Here is a 20777-nt window from a genome sequence, read left to right as displayed (position 1 = left end):
GTTGCCGCTCTTGCTGCTCATCGGCCAGGGGGCCATGGCCGCCGAACCGGCCGCGGCGCCCGCCGCCGAGGTGGAGTTTGACAGCCAGCTGCTGGGTAGCCTCGGCATGGAGATAGACTTGACCCGTTTCTCCCACCCCGACTTCGTCCCCCCCGGACTCTATCAGCTCGACATCATCATTAATGGCAAGGAGAAGCTGAGCCAGCGACTGGAGATACGGGCGGGGGAGACCACCGACGCCCCCCGCTTCTGTTTCAAGGCCAGCCAGGTCGAGCAGTGGGGCCTGCTGGTCGAGCGCCTCCCCCGTCAGCGGACGGTGAAGACACTGCTCAAGAGCGACTGCATCGAGGTGGCGGCCCTGGTGCCCGAGGCCAGCTTCACCCTGGACTTGCCCAGCCTGACCGGCGCCCTCAGCCTGCCCCAGGCCTATGTCGGGCGGGTGCGCCGCAACCATGTGGGGCCGGATCAGTGGGTCGAGGGGATCAACGCCGCCTTCGTCGGGTATAACGCCAACCTCTATTACAGCGACCAGCGTGGCGCCTCCGAGCGGCTCAGCGGCAACGTCAACCTCAATGGCGGGCTCAATCTGGCGGGCTGGCGCTTGCGCCACAACGGATCCTTCGAGGGCCATGGGGACTATCGGGCGCTCAACAGCTATGTCCAGCGGGATGTCACGGCAACGCGGGCCCAGCTCACCCTGGGGGAGTATTTCACCCCGGGGGACAGCTTTGACAGCGTCCCCTTCACCGGCATCCAGCTCGCCAGCGATGATGCCATGCTGCCGGATTTCGAACGGGGCTTCGCCCCCGTGGTGCGCGGCAGCGCCGACACCAATGCCAGGGTCACCATACGCCAGGGGGGCGCCCTCATCTATGAGACCCAGGTCGCCCCGGGGGCCTTCGCCATCGATGATCTCTATGCCACCAGCTTCGCCGGGGATCTCGATGTCACCATCACGGAGGCGGATGGCCGCAGCCGCAGCTTCACCCTGCCTTTCTCCTCCGTGGTGCAGATGCTGCGCGCAGATGCGTCCCGCTTCAGCCTGACCCTGGGCCGCCATCGCGGCGACAACGGGGATCAGGGCCCCCATTTTCTGCAAGGCACCTACCGGCGCGGCCTCTCCAACACCCTGACCCTCTACGGCGGGCTCATCGGGGCCCAGGATTACGGTGCCCTGCTCGGCGGCCTGGCACTCGGATCCGACTATGGCGCCCTGGCCCTCGACGTCACCGGCTCCTGGGCGCGGGATCTGCCCGCTGAGTCGGGCCTCGCCGAGGCGCAGTCGGGTCAGAGTTATCGCCTGGCCTACAGCAAGCAGATGGACTACACCCGCACCTACGTCACCCTGGCCGCCTACCGTTTCTCGAGCGAGGGGTATCTGGATCTGAATGACATGGCGGTGCTGCAGGGGGAGAGCCCCAGCCTGGTGCAGCGGGAGCGCAACCGTTTCCAGCTCAACATCAGCCAGCCCGTGGGGGAGCTGGGGGATCTCTATCTGAGCGGCATCACCCGCAACTACTGGGGGGGAGAGGGGAACAACAGCAGCTTCCAGCTCGGCTACAACAAGGGGTTTGGCTGGGGCAGCCTCACCTTCTCCGCCAGTCACTCCCTCGACGATGACGGCGGGAACCAATATGTGCTGAGCCTCAGCATCCCCATAGGCGATAGCCTGGGCAGCCCCCGCCTTGGCAGCACCCTCTCCTACCAGGAGGGACAGGGCCATCTGATCCGGGCGGATCTCAATGGCGGAGCCCGCGATGGTCGCCTCTATTACGGCCTCTATGCCAGCCATGGCGGCGGGACGGCCAGCCATCATGGCTATGGCGGCAACCTGCAGTATCAGGGGGCCAAGACCCAGCTCGGCGTCAGCACCAGCCAGGGGGAGGATTACGCCCAGTACGTGGCCTCGGCCAAGGGGACTCTGCTGATCCATGAGGAGGGCTGGGCCCTCGGCCAGAGTCAGGGGGAGACGATGGCGCTGGTGGAGGCCAGGGGCGCCCAGGGGGCCAGGATAAGCCAGGGGATCGGCAGCGAGGTGGATGGGGATGGCTACGCCGTCGTGGCCGGGCTCAATCCCTATCGCAACAACATCATCAGCCTGGATCCGAGCGGCCTGCCGGTGGACGTGGAGATAGACGGCAGCGCTCAGTTGGTGGCGCCCAGGCGCGGTGCCATCGTCAAGCTCGATTACCAGACCCGGATTGGCCAGCCCCTGCTGCTGCAGGCCAGCCTGGGGAGCCAGGAGCCGCTGCCCTTTGGTGCCGATGTGGTGGACGCCGTCGGCCGCTCCGTGGCCGTGGTGGGTCAGGGGGGCCTCATCTTCGTGCGCGGTGAACCGGGGCCGCTCCATGTGGAGTGGGGCAAGGGTGGCCATCAACGCTGTCGCCTGGACTATCGGCAACCCGAGGTGGATCCCGCCATTCCCTATCAGCAGGTGGCGGCTCGCTGCCTGCGGGAGGAGGCGCGGTGATGGGGCAGAGAAAGGCGCCCTGCCGGGCGGGTCAGGCTGGCCGGGGAGGCACTATGACAAACGGGATTCGATATGCTCTGTTGTGCGGGTGCCTGCTGGCTCAGGGGGGCGCGCAGGGGGCCATCAATCTGCTGGCGACCCGGCTCATCTACCCGGCAGAGGCGACCGAGGCCAGCCTCATGGTGCGCAACGACGATGGGGCCCCCAGCCTGTTGCAGGCCTGGGTCGATGAGGGGGAGGCGAACCTGGGGCCAGGTCGGAGCGAGGCGTCCTTTCTGGTGACGCCGCCCGTGATGCGACTGGGGGCGGGCAAGGGGCAGGCGCTGCGGATCTACAGGGTGGCGAGTCGCCCCCTGGCCCGGGATCGGGAATCCCTGTTCTGGCTCAATGTGCTGGGATTGCCCCCCAAGGCGCAAGCGGCGGGGGCCAGGGTGCAGATCGCCTATCGCACCCGCATCAAGCTGTTCTATCGCCCCGCCGGTCTGGCGGGTACCCCTCGTCAGGCGGTGGCTCGCCTGGTCTGGCGGCTGGAGCCTGGGCAGGGACTGAGGGTGCGCAATGGCAGCCCTTTTCACATCAGCGTGAGCGAGGTGCTGCTGGAAGGGGGGCAGGGGCCGCAGGCCTGGCGCCAGGCGGCGCTGATCCCGCCCCTGGGGGAGTTGAGGCTGCCCATGGCGGGGCTCAAGGGCGTCCGTCGTGGCCGGCTGCGCTGGATCGATGACGATGGCAATTACCATGAACAGGGCTTTGGGCTGGGAGGGGGATGATGGGGGAAGATCGCAAGGGACCGGGCCTGAGGGGGCTTGGCACAGTGCTCATCTTGCTGGTGGCGCTCAGTTACCTGCCCGGGGCCCATGCCGTCAACGGCCAGTGCATCAGTCCCTTCATGGCGACCGTGCCCCTGGCCAGCCCGTCGGCGCTCTACCAGCCAGGGGAGGAGACCGGCGGTACGTTTGCCACCACCAGCTCGGCCAGTTGCGACTGCACCGGCATCACCCTGGGTCTGCTGACGACGACCCATTATCAGGGCACCACCACGCTGCCCACCATTGCCGACCCGATGGGCACCCTGATCAGGCTCAATGACTACTTCGGGCTCAGGGTGGCGTTCAACGTGGGGGGGAGCGATCAGACCGTGCCCTTCAATGCGACCACGTCAGGCGTGCTGCTGCTCTGTGTCGGCAATCTGCTCGACCTGGCGCTCGGCGGCATCCATGTCAATGGCGGCAGCTACACCCTCAAGCTGCTCAAGGGGATCACCGGCACCCAGACCTTCAGCGGCACGGTTGCCAGCCTGTTCGTGCGCCGGGTCAATGCGCCGGATACCGGGGTCGGCAACGAGTTCAGCCGGCTGGCCATGAACATCAGCGTCACCTCGACCCCGAGCTGCCAGTTCCCGGCGGGTAGCAGCATTCCCCTGGATCTCGGCGCCGTGGCCCAGAGCGCCTTCGTCGAGGGTGGCGTGCCCCAGGGCTATGCCCCGCGCAGCGTCAACGTGAGCGTGACCTGCAGCCAGGTGCCGAGCGACTATATTACTCCCCTCGATTACCGTTTCGGCGGTGCCCTCGCCAGCCAGGGCAACTTCATCACTACCAGTCTGGCGGGGGTGGGCCTAGGGCTGCTCGAGCAGGATGGGGACACACCTATTCCATTGGATACCGGCATCGCGGTACCCTATTCGCACATTACCCACAAGACAGATTACAGGGTGAGGGTGTACCCGACCAGGCTGCCGGGCCAGCCGGTGCGAACCGGATCCTATACCGCCACCATCATGGTGACGGTGACCGTGCCCTGAGCGCCCTCCTCCCCGACAACCGAACCGAGGCTTAATGATGAACAGTAACCGCGCCTTGCGCGTCGAGCCCCAGCGCCACCCCCTGGGTCGTGGCTGGTTGTGGATCCGCAGCGGATTCGACATCTTCAACAAGGGCATGGGGCCGAGTGTCGCCATGTTGCTGCTCTGGCTCGGCATCGGCCTGCTGATCGAGCAGCTGCCGGCGGGGGGCTTCATCTCCCAGCTGCTCTACATGGTGTGGATGGCGGGCTGGATGGTGGTGGCCAAGGGTGGTGACGAGCAGGGACGGCTGACCTTTTCCGATCTCTTCGCCGGTTTTCGTCACCGTTTGACGCCACTGGTGATGGGGGGCCTGCTCACCCTGGGACTCTTCACCCTGGTGGTCATGCTCTGTCTGGGGCTGCTCTCCCTGTGGGGGCTGGAGGATATCTTCAGCCAGGATCCGGAGCAGCTCACCCTGACGGTGGAGCAGGCCAGGGGCGTGCTGCTCTGCCTGCTGGTGGGGATGATGCTGCTGGTGCCCGTATTGATGGCGGTGACCTTCGCCCCGGCGCTGATCTATTTTCACGATGTCAGCGTCTGGCAGGCCGCCAGGCTGAGCTTTCAGGGGTGCCTGCGCAACATGTGGCCCTTCCTCTGGTGGGGCCTGCTGGGCTGCGCCATGTTGCTGCTTGGCACCCTGCTGATGCTGATCGGCCTGCTGGTGGTGCTGCCCGCCCTCAACTACTCCATCTACATGGCCTATCAGGATATTTTCCTCGCGCCCAGGGAGGAGGGGGAGCCACTCCCCATGACGGGCTTCGAAGCCTGATCCCGCGATTAATAAGGGGCCGTTCGGCCCCTTTTCATTGCCAGAGCGGATCCTCGGCCATGCGGGCCACCAGAAAGTCGAGGAAGCTGCGCAGCAGGGGAGACATCTGTCTGCGGGTGCCATAGACACCGTAGACCCCGAGCCGTTTGGGCTGCCACTCAGGCAGCAGGGCCACCAGCTCCCCGCGCGCCAGGTGCTGCTCCACCGAGTAGCGGGGTTGCAGGCTGATACCGGCGCCCGCCAGGGTGGCGCTCAGCAGCAGGTTGGAGATGTTGGCGCTGAGGTTGCCGCTGACCGGCACCGACTGTGGTCCGCTTGGCCCCTGAAACTCCCACAGACTCTTGCCGAAATAGGTGTAGGTGAGGCAGTTGTGCAGGGCGAGATCCTGGACGCTCTGCGGGATCGGGTGCCTGGCCAGATAGGCCGGGCTGGCGCAGACCACGGAGTGGCAGGTGCCGAGGCGGCGGGCCACCAGATTGGGATCCAGATCGTTGGTGATGCGCACGGCCAGATCGATGCGCTCCTCCACCAGGTTGACGGTTCTGTCCAGCAGCAGGATATCGATGGCGGTGCCGGGATACAGTGCCAGATACTCGTTGGCCGCCCCCACCAGCAGGGCATCCGAGAGAGAGTAGCTGCTGGTGATGCGCAGCTGGCCCTTGGGCGCCTCGTCACCGCGGATGGCGATCTGCTCCATCTCCTCCCCCAGTGCCAGCATGGCCCTGGCCCGGTTCAGCGCCTCTTCCCCCGGCCCGGTCAGGCTGAGGCGACGGGTGGTTCTGTGGAGCAGGCGGGCCCCCATCCAGCGCTCCAGCTCGGCCAGGTAGCGGGAAACCATGGCGCGGGACATCTCCAGCCTCTCCCCGGCGCCGCTCAGACTGCCCTGTTCTACGACGCTGACGAAGACCCGCAACGCGGTGAGTCGATCCATCTTCAGACCTCTATATGATCGATATAAGCAACAGTGATGCGCTTTTTATGCGGTATTTGTACCTTAAGTGATCCAATACACTGTGTCCATCTGATGAACCCCCGCTAACTTGTTGAGGAATACCGAATGAACCGCACCCTGATCCGTAATCTGACCCTGGCGACCACCCTGCTCAGTGGCGCCGCCATGGCGGCGCCGCTGAGCGTCACCGTCTACAACCCCGGCGAGAGCGCCATCTTCCCCGTCTCCTCCTCCCTGGTGGCCGGTGACAAGGAAGCCATCCTGATCGATGCCCAGTTTGACGTGAAGAGTGGCCAGGCGCTGGTGGAGATGATCAAGCAGAGCGGCAAGCAGCTGACCACCGTCTACATCAGTGGTGGCGATCCCGACTTCTATTTCGGTCTGGAGCCCATCATGGCGGCCTTCCCGAACGTCAAGGTGCTGGCCGATCAGCACGTGGTCGACCACATCAACAAGACCAAGGATGCCAAGCTGGCGTACTGGGGGCCGATCCTGGGTGAGCGCGCGCCCAAGAGCCTGACCATTCCCCAGGTGATGACGGCGAGCCATCTGACCCTGGAGGGGGAGACGATCGAGGTCAAGGAGATGAACACCCCGACCGCCTACCTGTGGGCGCCGTCCATCAAGACCGCATTCGGTGGCGTGCCTGTCTACAGCGGCGTGCACGTATGGATGGCCGACAGCCAGACCAAGGAAGCCCGCGCCCACTGGGTCAAGACCCTCAATGTGCTGCTGGCCATGAAACCCGAGCGCGTCGTGCCCGGCCACTTCCTGGGGGACGAGCCCAAGGGCGTGGATGCCGTCACCTTTACCCGTGACTATGTGCAGCGTTTCGAGCAGGCGCTGGCCAGGAGCAAGGGTTCTGCTGCGCTGATCGAAGGGTTGAAGCAGGCCTACCCCTCCCTGCCGGTCGATGACGGCCTGGCCATCGGTGCCAAGGTCAATACCGGCGAGATGAGCTGGTAAGACCAACGCCTGCTTCCCTGTGTTTTTTTACCGGGCCCGGGCCCGGTTTTTTGTCATTGAACAAAGAGACGAACAACATGTCGATACCTCACAAGACACTGCATTATGTGTACGACCCCCTCTGCGGCTGGTGCTATGGCGCGGCGCCCCTGCTGGCCGCGGCGGCCACCCTGGCGACGGTGAGCATCCGGCTCCATCCGGGCGGGCTCTGGCTTGGGGAGCGGCGTCAACGGATGGGACCTGCGCTACGGGACTACGTCAAACCTCACGACGAGCGGATCCAGGCGATGACGGGGCAACCCTTCGGTGAGGCCTACTTCAACCGCTTGCTGCTCGACGAGACGCTCATGCTCGATTCGGCGCCCCCCATTCGGGCCATCCTGGCGGCGGGAGCCCTGGGGGCGGACGAGCTGACCCTGCTGCAGCGGATCCAGAGTGCCCACTATCGGGACGGCGTCTGGGTCGGGGATCTCGCCACGCTGACCCGGTTGGCGACCGAGCTGGGGCTGGACGAGTCGGCCTTTCGCCACGCCTATGAACAGCAGGCGCTGGAGCCCGCCCTGAGGGAGAGTCAGGCCTGGCTGCGTCGCCTCGGGGGCCAGGGTTATCCGACCCTGGGGCTGGCGTGGGGGGATGAGCTGCAGCCCATCGCGGTCGGGGCCTACCTGGGGGATCCCGCCGCCTTCCTGGCCCGTCTGCAACAGGGCTGATGATCTGCGCGGGTGCCCAGGGGAGGCGGGCTCGTCGATCTCCTTGTTCCTCAAGCACTTATTGGGCATGCTAGGGGCCGATTTTATCGGCAAGCAGTGGGGATATATGAACCTTCGCGATCTCGAATACCTGGTGGCGCTGGAAGAGGAGAAGCATTTTCGCAAGGCGGCGGAGCGTTGCTTCGTCAGCCAGCCGACCCTGAGCGGTCAGCTGCGCAAGCTGGAGGACGAGCTGGGGGTGATCCTGATCGAGCGCACCTCCCGCAAGGTGCTGTTCACCCCCGCCGGTGACGCCATGGCCGAGCAGGCCCGCAAGGTGCTGCGGGAGGCGCGCGAGCTCAAGAGCATAGGCCAGCACTTCGCCGAACCCATGTCGGGGGAGATCCACATCGGCCTCATCCCCACGGTCGGCCCCTATCTGTTGCCCCACATCATCCAGGATCTGCGCGAACATTTTCCCAAACTCGAGTTCTACCTCTATGAAGAGCAGACCCAGCTGCTGATGAAGCGGCTGGAGGAGGGTGAGCTGGACTGCGTGATCCTGGCGGAACTGGACGGCATGGACGGTTTCGGCTCTCTGCCGCTCTATGAGGAGCCCATGTGGTTGGCGGTGCCCAGGCAGCACCCTGAGGCCCAGGCCAAGGCGGTGCCGCTTGGCAATCTCAAGGGCAAGAAGCTGCTGATGCTGCAAGACGGCCACTGCCTGCGGGATCAGGCCATGGGGTTCTGTTTCGCCGCCGGCGTGGGGGAGGACGTGCGCTTCAAGGGCACTAGCCTGGAGACGCTGCGCAACATGGTGGCGGCGGGCAGCGGCATGACCCTGATCCCCCGGCTGGCGGTGCCTGCCCAGCGTGACGAGGGCGGGGTCAGCTATAGGCCCGTGGTCGATCCCGTGCCGGGGCGGGCCATCTCGTTGCTCTATCGCCACTATTCGGTGCGTCGCCCCTGCTTCAATGAGCTGGCGGCCCGCATCCGCACCCTGATGAAGGCACATCTGGCTGCTTGACCCAGGAGTCTGACACAAAAAAACCGGCGCCAGTGCGCCGGTTTTTTCATGGGTTTTGTGAGGGAGAGCCGCGTCATTCAGAACAGATCGTCGGTGGAGACGGGGCCCTCGCCATAGTAGCCGTCACCATAGACGCGATTGCCGTCCGAGCTCGGGGTCGCATAGCGGGTCGGCTCGGTCCCTTCCTTGAAATACTCGGTGGTGGTGGCGCCGCTGTGGGAGAGCAGCCCGGTCTCGCCATCGATCGGCAGCTTGATGATGCCCTCGGGCACCGGCATCGGCTGCTCGGGCACCTTGTCGAGGGCCACCTTCATGAAGTCGATCCAGATGGGTTGCGCCGCGTTGCCGCCAAACTCGCCTCCCGCGGTCTGATCGCGACCCATGTTCGGGTTGTAGGCGGCCCGGCCCAGGGCCCGCTGATGGTTGTCAAACCCGATCCAGGCGGTCGCTACCAGATTCGGGGTATAGCCGGAGAACCAGGCATCCCGGGATTCGTTGGTGGTCCCGGTCTTGCCCGAGATGTCGCGACGCTTGAGGTCGCGGGCCGCCCGCCAGCCGGTGCCCATCCAGCCCCGGCCACCCCAGATGGCGGTGGTCAGGGTGTCCGTGATGAGGAAGGCGCTCTGGGCGCTGATGGTCTGGGGCGCCAGATTGTTGGGCACCACGGGGTCGATGGCGCACTGGGCGCGCCAGTCACCGGCCACGTTGAGGTAGGCATCGGGGGCGTTCATGTCGGCGGCGGCCAGGGTGCCGCAACCACGACAGGCGGCGGCAGGGTTGGCGGAGAACAGCGTCTTGTCGAAGCTGTCTTTCACCTCGCTGATGAAATAGGGGGTCACCTGATAGCCGCCATTGGCGAGCATGGCGAAGCCGCGTACCACCTCCAGCGGGGTGAACTCGGCGGCCCCGAGCGCGAGGGATTCATGGCGCTGTATGTGTTCGCGGGGGAAGCCGAACCGGGTCAGGCCGTCGATGTAGGTGTCGAGGCCGATGGCCCGCATCAGCCGCACCGACATCACGTTCTTGGACTTGGCCAGACCGATGCGCAGGGGGGTCGGGCCCTCATAGACGGCCGGGGAGTTCTTAGGTTGCCACATGGGGCCCTTGGCGGGATCCCACTGGTTGATCGGCGCATCGTTGATGATGGACGCCAGGGTATAGCCCTGCTCCAGGGCGGTGGCATAGAGGAAGGGCTTGATGTTGGAGCCGATCTGGCGGCGCGCCTGGTCGACCCGGTTGAACTTGGACAACTCGAAGCTGAAGCCGCCCACCAGGCCCTCGATGGCACCATCGGCCGGGTTCATGGCGACCAGGGCCGCGTTGACGTCCGGGATCTGGGCCAGGATCAGGGTCTCACCCTGCTCGCGCACCCAGACCTGGGCGCCGACTCTCAGCACATCCCTGGCGCTCTTGGGGGCATTGCCCTGACGGGAGTCCGTGATGAAGGCGCGAGCCCACTTGATGCCATCCCAGTTCAGCTCGGCCTGCTTGCCGTTCTTGAGCACCAGGCTGGCGCTCTTGTCCCCCAACTTGGTCACCACGGCGGGGATCAGGGGGGAGTAGGCGGGCGCCTTGTTGAGGTGTGCGACTATCTGGTTGTAGTCCCACTGGGGCTCCCCTTCCTTCCAGAGCTGGGCGCTCGGGCCACGGTAGCCGTGACGGGTATCGTAGGCGATGATGCCTTCCAGCAGGGCCTCCTTGGCGGCGCGCTGGCGGTTGGCACTGACGGTGGTATAGACATGCAGCCCCATGGTGTAGGCATCTTCGCCGAACTGCTCCACCATCTTCTGGCGCACCATCTCGGCCAGATAGGGGGCGTGCAGCGTGGTCTCGGCGCCATGGTAGCGAGCCTTGATGGGCATCTTGCTGGCTTCGTCATACTGGGCCTGGGTGATCTTGCCGGTATCGAGCATGCGACCCAGCACCACGTTGCGGCGGGCGAAGGCGCGCTCGGGAGAACGAATGGGGTTGAGCATGGAGGGGGCCTTGGGCAGACCCGCGATGATGGCGATCTCGTCCAGGGTGAGCTCGCTCACCTCCTTGCCGAAGTAGACCTGGGCGGCGGCACCAACCCCGAACGAGCGATAGCCCAGGGGGATCTTGTTGAGATAGAGCGCCAGAATGTCGTCCTTGCTGAGATTCTGTTCGATGCGCCAGGCGAGGAAGACCTCCTTCACCTTGCGCACTATGGTCTTTTCATTGGTCAGGAAGAAGTTGCGAGCCACCTGCTGGGTGATGGTACTGGCCCCCTGCTGGGGACGGCCAGAGACGGCCCAGACCGTGGCGGCCCGCAGGATCCCGATGGGGTCTATACCGGGATGCTCGTAGAAACGGGCGTCTTCGGTGGCCAGCACCGCATCGATCATGGGCTGGGGGATCTCGCTCAACTGCAGCGGAATACGACGAATTTCGCCAAACTGGGCGATCAGTTCGCCGTCGCGGCTGTACACCTTCATGGGGGTGGCCAGTTTGACGTCGCGCAGGGCCGAGACATCCGGCAACTGGGGTTTGATGTAGAAATAGATGCCAATGAGGCTGGCGACACCCAGCACGGCACCCAGCATCATCACAATAAACAGGCGTACGAGCCATTTCAGCATGGAAGAACTACCAATCGTCTTAAAATTAACCAAAGGGCGCAGAGTATACCCTCACCGTCTGCGAAAACTCGATATTTTCTGGCAGGGGATCGCTGGCCAAAGAGCGCTCAGATTAGCATCCCGGGCCCTTTTCACCAAGCCGCGCCAGGATGACCATTGTACTGGCGATATGGTGAAGATGTGTTATGGCACTGATAATTCAACCATTCTAAATTGAGGTCTCCCTCAACATGGCGCCAGCTGTTCTACAATCAATGCCAAAACCAGCAACGCATGGATGTGTATATGGTTGGGCTATTCAAGAAAGGAACTCTGATCCCCCTGATAGGGGTGGATTTTGGCAGCCAGTCCATCAAGGCGGTCACCCTCAACGGCTCTGCGACCAGGCCCAGGCTCGAATCGGTTGCCGATGTGCCCATGCCCAAGGGGGCCTTGATCGACTATCAGGTGCAGGATATCGAGCGGGCCGGCCAATCCCTCAAGGCTCTCAAGCGACAACTGGTCGGCAGCAATCAGCAGGTGGCGACCGCCGTGACCGGATCCAACGTGATTACCAAGGTGATACTGGTCGATGCCAGTCTCAGCGAGGGGGAGCTGGAGGATCAGGTTCAGCGGGAGGCTGAGCAACTCATCTCCTATCCCCTGGATGAAGTCAGCCTGGACTTCGAGGTGCTGGCTGACGCTGCCGAGACGGATCGCCAGCGGGTATTGCTCAGCGCCGCCCGCACCGAGAGCGTCAATGGTCGGGTCAGCGCCCTGGCCGAAGCCGAACTGGCCACCCGGGTGGTGGATGTCGGGGCCCATGCCCTGGTGCGTGCCGTGCTGGCCTGTCAGCCCGAGCTTGCCAGCCTGGAAAAACCGGTGGCGGTCATCGACATAGGGGCGAGTGCCATGACTTTTGCCGCCCTGCAAAGGGGCGAGGTCACCTATTTTCGACTGCAGAATTTTGGTGGCGACCAGTACAGCCAGGCCATCTCCTCCTTTTATAACCTCCCATTGGAAGAGGCAGAACTCGCCAAGACCCAGCAACAGTTGCCTGCCGACCATGAGATGGAGGTGCTGCAACCCTATCTGCAGAGCCTGTTGCAACAGGTGCGCCGCAACATTCAACTGTTTGCCAGCTCGTCGGGGCAGCGGGAGCTGGCCAAGCTGGTGCTGACCGGGGGAGGGAGCCTGGTTGTCGGCCTGGCCGACATGCTGCGCCAGGAGTTATCCCTGGAGGTATTGCATCCCGATCCCTTTGCCCTGTTTGGCCGTGGCGCCGATGATGCCCGTGGCCATGGCGCCAAGTACATGACGGCGTTTGGTTTGGCCCTGCGGAGCTTCACCCCATGTCAAATATAAACTTGCTGCCTTGGCGTGAAGCCAAGCAAAAGCGCGAGAAGACGCAATTCGGGATGCTGTTCGGGGTTTGTCTCGCGGTGACGGCCTCTCTGGGATTTGCGGTGGACTGGTTCGTCAACCAGCAGATAGCCCAGCAGCGCGGTCTGAATCAGCGTCTGGTACAGGAGATGGCCACCCTGGATGCCCAGTTGGGCGAGATCCGGCTCATCAAGGAGAAACGCCAGAGTCTGCTCGACAGGATGCAGCTCATCGAGCGGTTGCAGCAGCGGCGCAACTTGCCGGTGCGCCTGTTCAACCAGTTGCCACTCCTGGTGCCCAATGGCGTCTACCTCAACACGCTGGCGTTGAAAAATGATGCCATCGATGTGAACGGCAAGGCTGAAGCCTATGGCCGGGTGGCCAGCATGATGCGGCGCATCGACGGGGCCGGCTGGCTGGGAGCATCGCGAATAAGCACCATCTTCGCCTCGGATGTGGCCCCCGTCGCCCTCAGCCAGTTCTCCATGATGTTTCAGGTCACAGAGTCGCCGGTCGATGGCATGGGGGACAAATCATGAATCTGCAACAATTCAACGATCTGGATCTGAACAACATAGGTGGCTGGCCCAAGGCGGCCAAGCTGCTGCTGATCCTGTTCGGCTGTGCCCTGCTCGCCGCCGCCATCTATTACTATGTGGTTGCTAGTTCCCTGACCGCCTTGACCCAGGAGCGAGGCAAAGAGGGGGATCTCAAGGCGCAGTTCGAGAGCAAGGCCATGCTGGCCGCCAGCTTGCCCGCCTACAAGACGCAGTTGATCGAGCTGGAGCAGCTGGTCGAGACCCAGCTCAAGCAGTTGCCCAATACCCATGAGGTCGCCGGCCTGCTCGATGACATCAGCTTCATCGCGACCGACAATGGCCTCACCCTCAGGCGCATTCACTGGGAGCCTGAGACGCCCCATGAGTTCTCTACCGAACTGCCCATGCGCATCGAGGTGGCCGGTACTTATCATGAGATAGGCAAGTTCACCGCCGCCATGGCAGCCCTGCCGCGCATCGTCATCCTTGATTCCTTTACCCTGAGCCATGGCACCGGCAGCGACATCATCGCCATGTCCATGCTGGCCAAGACCTACAAATACAATGGCAATGCCGGAGGGCAGAAAAAATGAAACGGCTAACCGGATGCTGGCTCGTGCTCGTGCTGGCCGGTTGTAACAGTCAGGAGAACCTGGAGGGTTACATCAGTGAGGTCAGGGCCAGGCCACCAGTTGCCATAGCACCACTGCCCACCATCACGCCCTTCTCCCCCATGGGCTATGATTCGAGTGACAAACGAAGCCCATTTATCGCGCCCCAGCCGGAAAGCCGCGCCGGGGTGGAGCAAAAACCCAAGGCTGATTGTGCCCAGATCGTTGCCGACAGACCCAAGGAGGTGCTGGAGAACTATTCGCTGGCAAGCCTGGCCATGCAGGGCACCATAGGCCGACAGGGGCAGTTGTGGGCGCTCATTCGCACGCCGGATGGCCAGTCGATGCGCATGGGGCTGAATCATTACATGGGGCTGGATCAGGGGAGGATCATCCGGATCAGCAAGACGGCGGTCGATCTGCTGGAGACCATACCCGACGGCAAGGGGTGTTGGGTGACGCGAGAGACCCAGTTGGTGATGGCGGGTCTCGAGGCAAAAAGATAATCAGGGATGAGCATGAGGTTCGCGGCCGGTAATGACCCATCTTCTTGAAGCAACACGATAATCAGGGACGAGCGTCGATGAGAACAACAATAGCGATACTTTTCAGGGTGGCTGCGCTGTTACTGGGTAGTGGCTTGCAGCTGGCATGGGCGATCCCGACCCTGCAGGAGGTCAAGGTCAACCCCCTGTTGGCCGGTGAACTCCTGCTGGAGCTTGGCTTCAGCGAGCCCGTATCCGGGTTTACCGATCGCCTGGACTATCAACCGAACCAGCTGATGCTCAGCATCCCGGGGGCGGTCGGGGCGCTCAAGGTCAATCCGCTGCCCATCCAGCAGGAGGGGGTCGACAGCATCAAGGTCGATGGCAAGGGTACCGGGCTGGAGGTGCGGATCGCACTGGACAGATTGATGCCCTATCAGGTGCGTCAACAGGGCAACAAGCTGCTGGTCTCCCTCGGCGACAAGGCATCCAAGCCTGAGCCGGCCCCCGTCGCCAAGGCGCCCATGCTCTCGCCCGTCAGCAATGGTGCTCAGGGCGGTGCCTATTTCAATTCGGTCAAGGGGGTCGACTTTCGCCGGGGCAAGGATGGCCAGGGGGAATTTCTGGTGCGTCTGGACAACAGCTCGGCGGCCGTCGATGTCAGCAGTACCGGGCAGAAGGTGGTCGCCAAGTTTCATGGCACCCGGATCCCGGATGACCTGCTGAACATCATCAATGTGCTGGATTTTGCGACCCCGGTCTCCCAGATAGAGACGTTTCGCCAGGGCAATGACACCCGATTCGAACTGGCGGTGACCGGCCAGTTCGATTATCGCTACGATCAGGCGGACAAGCTGTTCATCATAGAGGTGAAGAAACGGGCACCGGTTGGCACGGTTGCCAAGCAGTACAAGGGCAAACCCATCTCCCTGAACTTCCAGGACATACCAGTACGCACCGTGTTGCAGCTCATCGCGGATTTCAACAACCTCAACCTGGTGACCACGGATTCGGTTTCAGGCAACATCACCCTGCGTCTCGATGGGGTGCCCTGGGAGCAGGCGCTCGACATCATTCTCAAGGTACGGGGGCTGGACAAACGGCTCGATGACAACATATTGCTGGTGGCGCCGGCCGAAGAGATAGCCGCCCGCGAGAAGCAGCAGCTGGAGAGCCGCAATCAGGTGGCGGATCTCGCCCCCCTCTACACGGATTACCTGCAAATCAACTACGCCAAGGCGGCGGAAGTAGCGGCCCTGCTCTCCTCCGAGAGCACCAAGCTGCTCTCGACCAAGGGAGCCGTGAGCGTGGATGAACGCACCAATGTGCTGGTGGTGAAAGACACGGCTGAGGTCATCAGCAACATCAAGCGGATGCTGGACATCCTCGACATTCCGGTCAAGCAGGTGGTGATCGAGGCCAGGATGGTGACCATAGATGATGGCTTCGACGAGGCGCTCGGGGTGCGCTGGGGGGTGACCAAGAACGATGGTCACGGCAACAGCACCTCGGGCACCATAGAGGGCAATGACAGTTCCAATGGCACTGGGGTGGCGGGCAATATCGAAGACAGGCTCAACGTCAATCTGCCGGTAACCAATGCCGCCGGTACCCTGGCCTTCCAGGTGGCCCGTCTCGCCAACGGCACCCTGCTGGATCTCGAACTCTCCGCGCTGGAGAAAGAGAGCAAGGCGGAGATCATCGCGAGCCCTCGCGTCACCACGGCGAACCAGAAGCCGGCGTTGATCGAGCAGGGTACCGAGATCCCCTATGTGGAGTCCTCCTCCAGCGGCGCCACCTCGGTCACCTTCAAGAAGGCGGTGCTGAGCCTCAAGGTGACGCCGCAGATCACCCCGGACAACAGGGTCATCCTGGACTTGACCGTGACCCAGGATACCAAGGGGGAGACGGTCCCGACCGGTACCGGGGATGCGGTCTCCATCAATGCCCAGTCCATCACCACCCAGGTGCTGGTCAACAACGGGGAGACCCTGGTGCTCGGCGGCATCTATCAGCAGACCATCAAGAACGATGTCAGCAAGGTGCCGCTGCTGGGGGATATCCCGGGTCTTGGCGCCCTGTTTCGCAAGACCACCAGCGAGAACAAGAAGCGGGAACTGCTGATTTTCGTGACCCCGAGGATAGTGACCGACAGCTTCTGAATGCTTTACATGTGAGGGTAAAACACATATAACCTTACGCCCCAATGAGGCTGGGGCGTAAGGGCTGCGGTTGCCAGTCCCGATTTCTATTGAGATAATCCCCCTCCTGATCCATCGAAAGATAAGGTTCATAGGTACCCCGATCCATAGTTCATCGGGGTCGTACAGTTTGTAATTACTAACGAAAAGACATGGCTGAGAAACGCAATATTTTCCTGATAGGTCCCATGGGTGCGGGCAAGAGCACCATAGGTAGACATCTGGCAGAACAACTGCATATGGAGTTTTTCGACTCAGATCATGAAATTGAGCGCCGCAGTGGTGCCGATATCAGCTGGGTGTTCGATGTTGAAGGCGAAGAAGGTTTCCGGATCCGCGAGGAGAAGGTGATCGGCGATCTGTCCGAGCAGCAAGGCATAGTGCTGGCAACGGGCGGCGGAGCAATCAAGAGCCGCGAGACCCGCAACAAGCTCTCTGCCCGCGGCATCGTCGTTTACCTCGAAACCACCATAGAGAAGCAACTGGCACGCACACAGAGAGACAAGCGTCGCCCGCTGCTGCAAACCGAAGAGCCGCCCCGCGAGGTACTGGAGCGTCTGGCGCAAGAGCGCAACGCCCTGTACGAGGAAGTGGCCGACTTTGTTATCCACACCGATGATCAGAGTGCTAAAGTCGTCGCCAATCAAATCGTCAAGCTGATCGGTATGTAATCTCGAGGACGTCCATGGAAAGGTTGAAGGTCGAACTGGGTGAGCGCTCTTACCCCATAGAAATTGCGGCTGGACTGTTGCAGCGCCCCGAGGCGCTGACTCAGGCCATCAAGGGCAAGCGGGTCATGATAGTGACCAACACTGTCGTGGCGCCCCTCTATCTCGAGCGGGTGAGCCAGCTGCTGACGGATTATCAGGTAGAACACCTGATCCTGCCGGATGGTGAGGCGCACAAGACCCTGGCGACCTTCGAGCGCATCATGTCTGCGCTGCTTGAGACCAACCATGGACGCGATACCACACTGATCGCCCTGGGTGGGGGTGTGATAGGGGATGTGGTGGGCTTCGCGGCCGCCAGTTTCCAGCGTGGCATCCCCTTCATCCAGGTGCCCACCACCCTCCTTTCCCAGGTCGACTCCTCCGTCGGCGGCAAGACCGCCGTCAACCATCCCCTCGGCAAGAACATGATAGGTGCCTTCTACCAGCCCAGGCTGGTGGTCATCGACACCGAGTGCCTGCAAACCCTGCCCGCGCGCGAGTTTGCCGCCGGCATGGCCGAGGTGATCAAGTACGGCATCATCTGGGATGCGGATTTCTTCCACTGGCTGGAACAGAACATGTCCCGGCTGCAACGGCTGGATCCGGCGGCGCTGGCCTATGCCATCAAGCGTTGCTGCGAGATCAAGGCGGAAGTGGTGGCCGAGGATGAGACGGAGCATGGCGTGCGGGCGCTGCTCAATCTGGGTCACACCTTCGGTCACGCCATCGAGGCGGAGCAGGGCTATGGCAACTGGCTGCACGGTGAGGCGGTTGCCGCAGGCATGATGCAGGCGGCCGCCACGGCCCGCTTGCGCGGCCAGCTCGATGGCGAGCAGGAGGAGCGGATCCGCGCCCTGCTGCTGGCCGCCGGACTGCCGGTGAAGGGCCCTGCCGGCATGGGGTTCGATGCTTACCTGCGCCACATGCGCCGCGACAAGAAGGTGCTGGCGGGCAAGCTGCGCCTGGTATTGCCGGTGGGGATTGGTCATGCCGAAGTGGTGGCCGATGTGTCTGATGCCCAACTGCAGTCGGTGATCGAGTCCGAATGTGAGTAAGTTACTCCAGTTTCCCTCCCAGCGGCAGCTGGTCGAACGGCTGCTGCATCTGATTGAATTCAATCACCCCTTCATTTTTCTTTCCGGTCCGGCCGGCAGCGGCCGTGCCACCCTCTGCGAGTCCTTGCTCAGCCGTCTGCCCGAGAAGGTGACAGTGGTGAGCCTCATCGGCCGCCCCGACATGAAGATGGCCGAGGTGCGCCAGTTACTGCTCGAGCAGGTGGTCGACAGGCCCCTGTTCAATCCTCAGGATGCCCTGGCCGACAGCTTCTTTCGCATGCTGGAGGGCAAACCCGCCACCCTGCTGCTGCTCATCGAGCGGGCCAGTGACCTGCCCGCCGAGCTGCTTGGCGAGCTGTGGGCCCTGTGCCGCCACAACGATACCCTGACCAGACCCCATCAGCTGGCGATCCTGCTCAGCGGGGATGACGGCTGGTGTCGCAGGGGACGGGCGGGGCTGAAGGGGCGGGCCATGCCTGCCCTGGAGCTGGAAGTCGCGCCCCTGAGCGCCCCCGAACAGCGGATCTTCCTGTATGAAAAGGCGAAGGCACAGAAGATACCGGCCAGCCTCTTGCCCAAGAGCAAGGTAGAGGAGATCCTGAGCCAGGCGAAAGGCCACCCGTCCACCATCATGCAGGCCCTGGAGGATATCATGACCGACAGAAGACCCAAGAAGCCCCAACCCAAGCTGCCCATCAAGACGGTCGTGCTGGGGTTTGTCGCCGTCATCGGCATCTTGTTGGCGCTTACTTACCTGGTGCCGGCGCTGCTCGGGGACAAACCGGAAGGCGTGGCGGGAAATCAAGCCCTCGAGGCCCCGCTGCCACTGCCCATCCCAGGCGAACAGCCGCAAGGGTCCCTGACCCAGGAGGGATCAGCCCAGAGCGGAGCGATCGGCACCGGCAGTGGCAACCAGGACAGCGCGGCCCTGGTGCGTGACTGGCAGGCGGAGAGTCAGGACCTGCCCAAGGCGGTACAGAGCGAGACGGTGACAGCGGATGCCGGCAACTACGAGGGGCGCCGCCTGGTCATTTCCGATGACGTGGTCGAGAAGCTGATGACTCAGCCCGGCGTCAGCGGTGCCCTGCCGACCGAGGTGGTCAAGGAGCTGACCGGCGAGGCCGCCCCCGGCAAGCCCCAGAGTCAGGCCGCTCAACCCAGCCAGGGCGCAGCACCGGCCCAGCGCCAGACAAGCACAACCCAACCTGACCCGGGCAAGAGCCAGGAGCCGACCGTGGCCGCCCCCCGTGTCCCCCTGACGCCGGTCGCCACCTTGCAGAAGAAGGCGAGGACCCACTACAGCGTGCAGCTGATGGGGGCGAGCAATCGCCCGGCGGTCGACAAGTTCGTGGCCGAACACCGTCTGGCCGGCAAGATCTGGCTCTATCAGACCCAATTTCGCGGCAGTCCCTGGTTCGTGGTGTTGCAGGGGGATTACGGCAGTGCCCAGCAGGCGAAGGCGGCGATCCGCCAGTTGCCGCCGGCCCTGCTCAAGGGACAACCCTGGCCCAAGTCGTTCGCCCAGGTACAAAAAGAGCTGAAGCCATAGCAGCAGGTCGGATAAGGGGGTAGAATCGTCCCCCTTTTTGGGTTGCTGCCTCCTTAACGCCGGATTTCCATGAAGAAAACACGCGCTTTTTTAAAATGGGCCGGGGGAAAATACTCCCTGGTGGAAGAGATTGCCGAGCGGTTGCCAGCAGGGCGTGTGTTGCTTGAACCCTTCGTCGGCGCCGGATCCGTGTTTCTCAACACCGACTATGACGCCTATGTGCTCAATGACATCAATCCGGATCTGATTGCGCTCTACAACCATCTCAAGCAGAAGCCGGATCGGCTGATCGCCGAGGCGCGCAAGCTGTTCGTGGCCGACAACAACCACAAGGCGGCTTACTACCGGCTGCGTACCCAGTTCAATCAGGCAGAGGGCAGCTTCGATCGCTCCCTGCTGTTCCTGTTCCTGAATCGCCATGGCTTCAATGGCCTGTGCCGCTACAACAAGAAGGGCGGCTTCAACGTGCCATTCGGTTCTTACAAGAAGCCCTACTTCCCCGAGAAGGAGCTGTGGGCCTTCGCCGAGAAGGCGCAAAAAGCCACCTTCATCTGTGAGAGCTATGCCGACGCCATCAAGCGGGCGGAGCCGGATTGGGTGATCTACTGCGATCCCCCCTATGCTCCCCTCTCCACCACCGCCAGCTTCACCACCTATTCCGCCGGGGGCTTCACCCTGGACGATCAGGCGATCCTGGCCCGGCTGGCCCGCCATACGGCCGCCGAGAAGGGGGTGCCCGTGCTCATCAGCAACCACGACATCGAGCTGACCCGCGAGCTGTATCGCGGCGCCAGGCTCGACGAGATCCTGGTCAAGCGCACCATCAGCCGCAATGGCGGCACCCGCAACAAGGTGGCCGAGCTGCTGGCGCTCTATCCACCCGGCATCGCCCCCGAGCAGGGCTGGTATCCCGGAGATCTGATCGAGAGCGAGGCGAGCGCCTGAGCAAGGC

Annotated in this window: 18 protein-coding genes; 16 read left to right on the top strand and 2 right to left on the bottom strand. The window is 63.1% G+C overall.

Features of this window, described 5'->3' with window-relative positions; all coding sequences use genetic code 11:
* The first annotated feature begins 10 nt into the window (after window positions 1-10).
* From ACW5W4_RS14675 to ACW5W4_RS14660, 4 genes are read left to right on the top strand one after another with little or no spacing between them, the layout of a single operon-like run.
* Window positions 11-2470, top strand: a complete 2460-nt coding sequence (locus ACW5W4_RS14675) for a fimbria/pilus outer membrane usher protein (protein ID WP_456689865.1) — start codon at window positions 11-13, stop codon at window positions 2468-2470.
* 53 nt (window positions 2471-2523) lie between these two features.
* On the top strand, window positions 2524-3237 hold the full coding sequence (locus tag ACW5W4_RS14670) for a fimbrial biogenesis chaperone (RefSeq protein ID WP_456689864.1): 714 nt from the start codon (window positions 2524-2526) through the stop codon (window positions 3235-3237).
* Window positions 3234-4268, top strand: a complete 1035-nt coding sequence (locus ACW5W4_RS14665; RefSeq protein WP_456689863.1) for a fimbrial protein — start codon at window positions 3234-3236, stop codon at window positions 4266-4268. The genes ACW5W4_RS14670 and ACW5W4_RS14665 overlap by 4 nt, the downstream gene beginning before the upstream one ends.
* 37 nt (window positions 4269-4305) lie before the next feature.
* Window positions 4306-5079 carry a BPSS1780 family membrane protein gene (locus ACW5W4_RS14660; protein ID WP_456689885.1) on the top strand — a complete coding sequence of 258 codons (774 nt, stop codon included), beginning with the start codon at window positions 4306-4308 and terminating at the stop codon, window positions 5077-5079.
* A gap of 34 nt (window positions 5080-5113) precedes the next feature.
* On the opposite strand, the gene ACW5W4_RS14655 is transcribed toward ACW5W4_RS14660, so the two are convergent.
* The gene (locus ACW5W4_RS14655) at window positions 5114-6010 is read right to left on the bottom strand and encodes a LysR family transcriptional regulator (protein ID WP_427262987.1); all 897 of its coding nucleotides are present in this window, start codon (window positions 6008-6010) and stop codon (window positions 5114-5116) included.
* A gap of 126 nt (window positions 6011-6136) precedes the next feature.
* Between ACW5W4_RS14655 and ACW5W4_RS14650 the strand changes: the two genes are divergently transcribed.
* The 3 genes from ACW5W4_RS14650 (at window position 6137) to oxyR (ending at window position 8713) form a co-directional block, all read left to right on the top strand.
* Window positions 6137-6997: a Vmh family MBL fold metallo-hydrolase gene (locus ACW5W4_RS14650; RefSeq protein ID WP_456689862.1), complete on the top strand. Its 861-nt coding sequence runs from the start codon at window positions 6137-6139 to the stop codon at window positions 6995-6997.
* A gap of 77 nt (window positions 6998-7074) precedes the next feature.
* Window positions 7075-7707, top strand: coding sequence for a DsbA family protein (locus tag ACW5W4_RS14645; protein WP_456689861.1), 633 nt, complete (start codon window positions 7075-7077; stop codon window positions 7705-7707).
* Window positions 7708-7813: 106 nt separating this feature from the next.
* Window positions 7814-8713 (top strand): DNA-binding transcriptional regulator OxyR, encoded by a 900-nt coding sequence (oxyR, locus tag ACW5W4_RS14640; RefSeq protein ID WP_408792675.1) that lies wholly within the window; start codon window positions 7814-7816, stop codon window positions 8711-8713.
* Between the two features lie 77 nt (window positions 8714-8790).
* On the opposite strand, the gene ACW5W4_RS14635 is transcribed toward oxyR, so the two are convergent.
* Window positions 8791-11313, bottom strand: a complete 2523-nt coding sequence (locus tag ACW5W4_RS14635) for a penicillin-binding protein 1A (protein WP_456689860.1) — start codon at window positions 11311-11313, stop codon at window positions 8791-8793.
* A 285-nt stretch (window positions 11314-11598) separates the two neighbouring features.
* Here ACW5W4_RS14635 and pilM point away from each other — a divergent pair, with 285 nt between their 5' ends.
* From pilM to ACW5W4_RS14590, 9 genes are all read left to right on the top strand, one after another.
* The gene (pilM, locus tag ACW5W4_RS14630) at window positions 11599-12657 is read left to right on the top strand and encodes a type IV pilus assembly protein PilM (RefSeq protein ID WP_456689859.1); all 1059 of its coding nucleotides are present in this window, start codon (window positions 11599-11601) and stop codon (window positions 12655-12657) included.
* Window positions 12645-13214 carry a PilN family type IV pilus biogenesis protein TapN gene (tapN, locus tag ACW5W4_RS14625; protein WP_456689858.1) on the top strand — a complete coding sequence of 190 codons (570 nt, stop codon included), beginning with the start codon at window positions 12645-12647 and terminating at the stop codon, window positions 13212-13214. Before pilM ends, tapN begins: the two co-directional genes overlap by 13 nt.
* A complete protein-coding gene (gene tapO, locus ACW5W4_RS14620) occupies window positions 13211-13807 on the top strand; it encodes a PilO family type IV pilus biogenesis protein TapO (protein ID WP_427262993.1) in 597 nt (198 codons plus the stop codon). Before tapN ends, tapO begins: the two co-directional genes overlap by 4 nt.
* Window positions 13804-14331 carry a pilus assembly protein PilP gene (locus ACW5W4_RS14615; protein WP_456689857.1) on the top strand — a complete coding sequence of 176 codons (528 nt, stop codon included), beginning with the start codon at window positions 13804-13806 and terminating at the stop codon, window positions 14329-14331. Before tapO ends, ACW5W4_RS14615 begins: the two co-directional genes overlap by 4 nt.
* A 77-nt stretch (window positions 14332-14408) precedes the next feature.
* Window positions 14409-16472, top strand: a complete 2064-nt coding sequence (locus tag ACW5W4_RS14610; RefSeq protein ID WP_427262995.1) for a type IV pilus secretin PilQ — start codon at window positions 14409-14411, stop codon at window positions 16470-16472.
* A 191-nt stretch (window positions 16473-16663) separates the two neighbouring features.
* The gene (gene aroK / locus ACW5W4_RS14605) at window positions 16664-17182 is read left to right on the top strand and encodes a shikimate kinase AroK (RefSeq protein WP_041993090.1); all 519 of its coding nucleotides are present in this window, start codon (window positions 16664-16666) and stop codon (window positions 17180-17182) included.
* Window positions 17183-17196: 14 nt separating this feature from the next.
* Window positions 17197-18276, top strand: coding sequence for a 3-dehydroquinate synthase (aroB, locus tag ACW5W4_RS14600; protein ID WP_456689856.1), 1080 nt, complete (start codon window positions 17197-17199; stop codon window positions 18274-18276).
* Complete coding sequence (locus ACW5W4_RS14595) at window positions 18269-19825, top strand: SPOR domain-containing protein (RefSeq protein WP_456689855.1); 1557 nt, start codon at window positions 18269-18271, stop codon at window positions 19823-19825. Before aroB ends, ACW5W4_RS14595 begins: the two co-directional genes overlap by 8 nt.
* Window positions 19826-19894: 69 nt before the next feature.
* Window positions 19895-20770 (top strand): Dam family site-specific DNA-(adenine-N6)-methyltransferase, encoded by an 876-nt coding sequence (locus ACW5W4_RS14590; RefSeq protein WP_456689854.1) that lies wholly within the window; start codon window positions 19895-19897, stop codon window positions 20768-20770.
* Window positions 20771-20777 lie beyond the last annotated feature (7 nt).

Source organism: Aeromonas crassostreae (assembly GCF_054052445.1).
Note: the sequence above shows the minus strand (reverse complement) of the source record. Positions and strands in the feature narration are given on the sequence as shown.

What these genes read in the sequence shown, in the direction of transcription:
- ACW5W4_RS14645 (WP_456689861.1), top strand. Translation starts at nt 7,075, where the DNA reads ATGTCGATACCTCACAAGACACTGCATTATGTGTACGACCCCCTCTGC.
- ACW5W4_RS14590 (WP_456689854.1), top strand. Translation starts at nt 19,895, where the DNA reads ATGAAGAAAACACGCGCTTTTTTAAAATGGGCCGGGGGAAAATACTCC.
- ACW5W4_RS14610 (WP_427262995.1), top strand. Translation starts at nt 14,409, where the DNA reads ATGAGAACAACAATAGCGATACTTTTCAGGGTGGCTGCGCTGTTACTG.
- oxyR (WP_408792675.1), top strand. Translation starts at nt 7,814, where the DNA reads ATGAACCTTCGCGATCTCGAATACCTGGTGGCGCTGGAAGAGGAGAAG.
- tapO (WP_427262993.1), top strand. Translation starts at nt 13,211, where the DNA reads ATGAATCTGCAACAATTCAACGATCTGGATCTGAACAACATAGGTGGC.
- ACW5W4_RS14615 (WP_456689857.1), top strand. Translation starts at nt 13,804, where the DNA reads ATGAAACGGCTAACCGGATGCTGGCTCGTGCTCGTGCTGGCCGGTTGT.
- tapN (WP_456689858.1), top strand. Translation starts at nt 12,645, where the DNA reads ATGTCAAATATAAACTTGCTGCCTTGGCGTGAAGCCAAGCAAAAGCGC.
- ACW5W4_RS14660 (WP_456689885.1), top strand. Translation starts at nt 4,306, where the DNA reads ATGAACAGTAACCGCGCCTTGCGCGTCGAGCCCCAGCGCCACCCCCTG.
- ACW5W4_RS14655 (WP_427262987.1), bottom strand. Translation starts at nt 6,010, where the DNA reads ATGGATCGACTCACCGCGTTGCGGGTCTTCGTCAGCGTCGTAGAACAG.
- aroB (WP_456689856.1), top strand. Translation starts at nt 17,197, where the DNA reads ATGGAAAGGTTGAAGGTCGAACTGGGTGAGCGCTCTTACCCCATAGAA.
- ACW5W4_RS14635 (WP_456689860.1), bottom strand. Translation starts at nt 11,313, where the DNA reads ATGCTGAAATGGCTCGTACGCCTGTTTATTGTGATGATGCTGGGTGCC.
- ACW5W4_RS14665 (WP_456689863.1), top strand. Translation starts at nt 3,234, where the DNA reads ATGATGGGGGAAGATCGCAAGGGACCGGGCCTGAGGGGGCTTGGCACA.
- pilM (WP_456689859.1), top strand. Translation starts at nt 11,599, where the DNA reads ATGGTTGGGCTATTCAAGAAAGGAACTCTGATCCCCCTGATAGGGGTG.
- ACW5W4_RS14650 (WP_456689862.1), top strand. Translation starts at nt 6,137, where the DNA reads ATGAACCGCACCCTGATCCGTAATCTGACCCTGGCGACCACCCTGCTC.
- ACW5W4_RS14670 (WP_456689864.1), top strand. Translation starts at nt 2,524, where the DNA reads ATGACAAACGGGATTCGATATGCTCTGTTGTGCGGGTGCCTGCTGGCT.
- aroK (WP_041993090.1), top strand. Translation starts at nt 16,664, where the DNA reads ATGGCTGAGAAACGCAATATTTTCCTGATAGGTCCCATGGGTGCGGGC.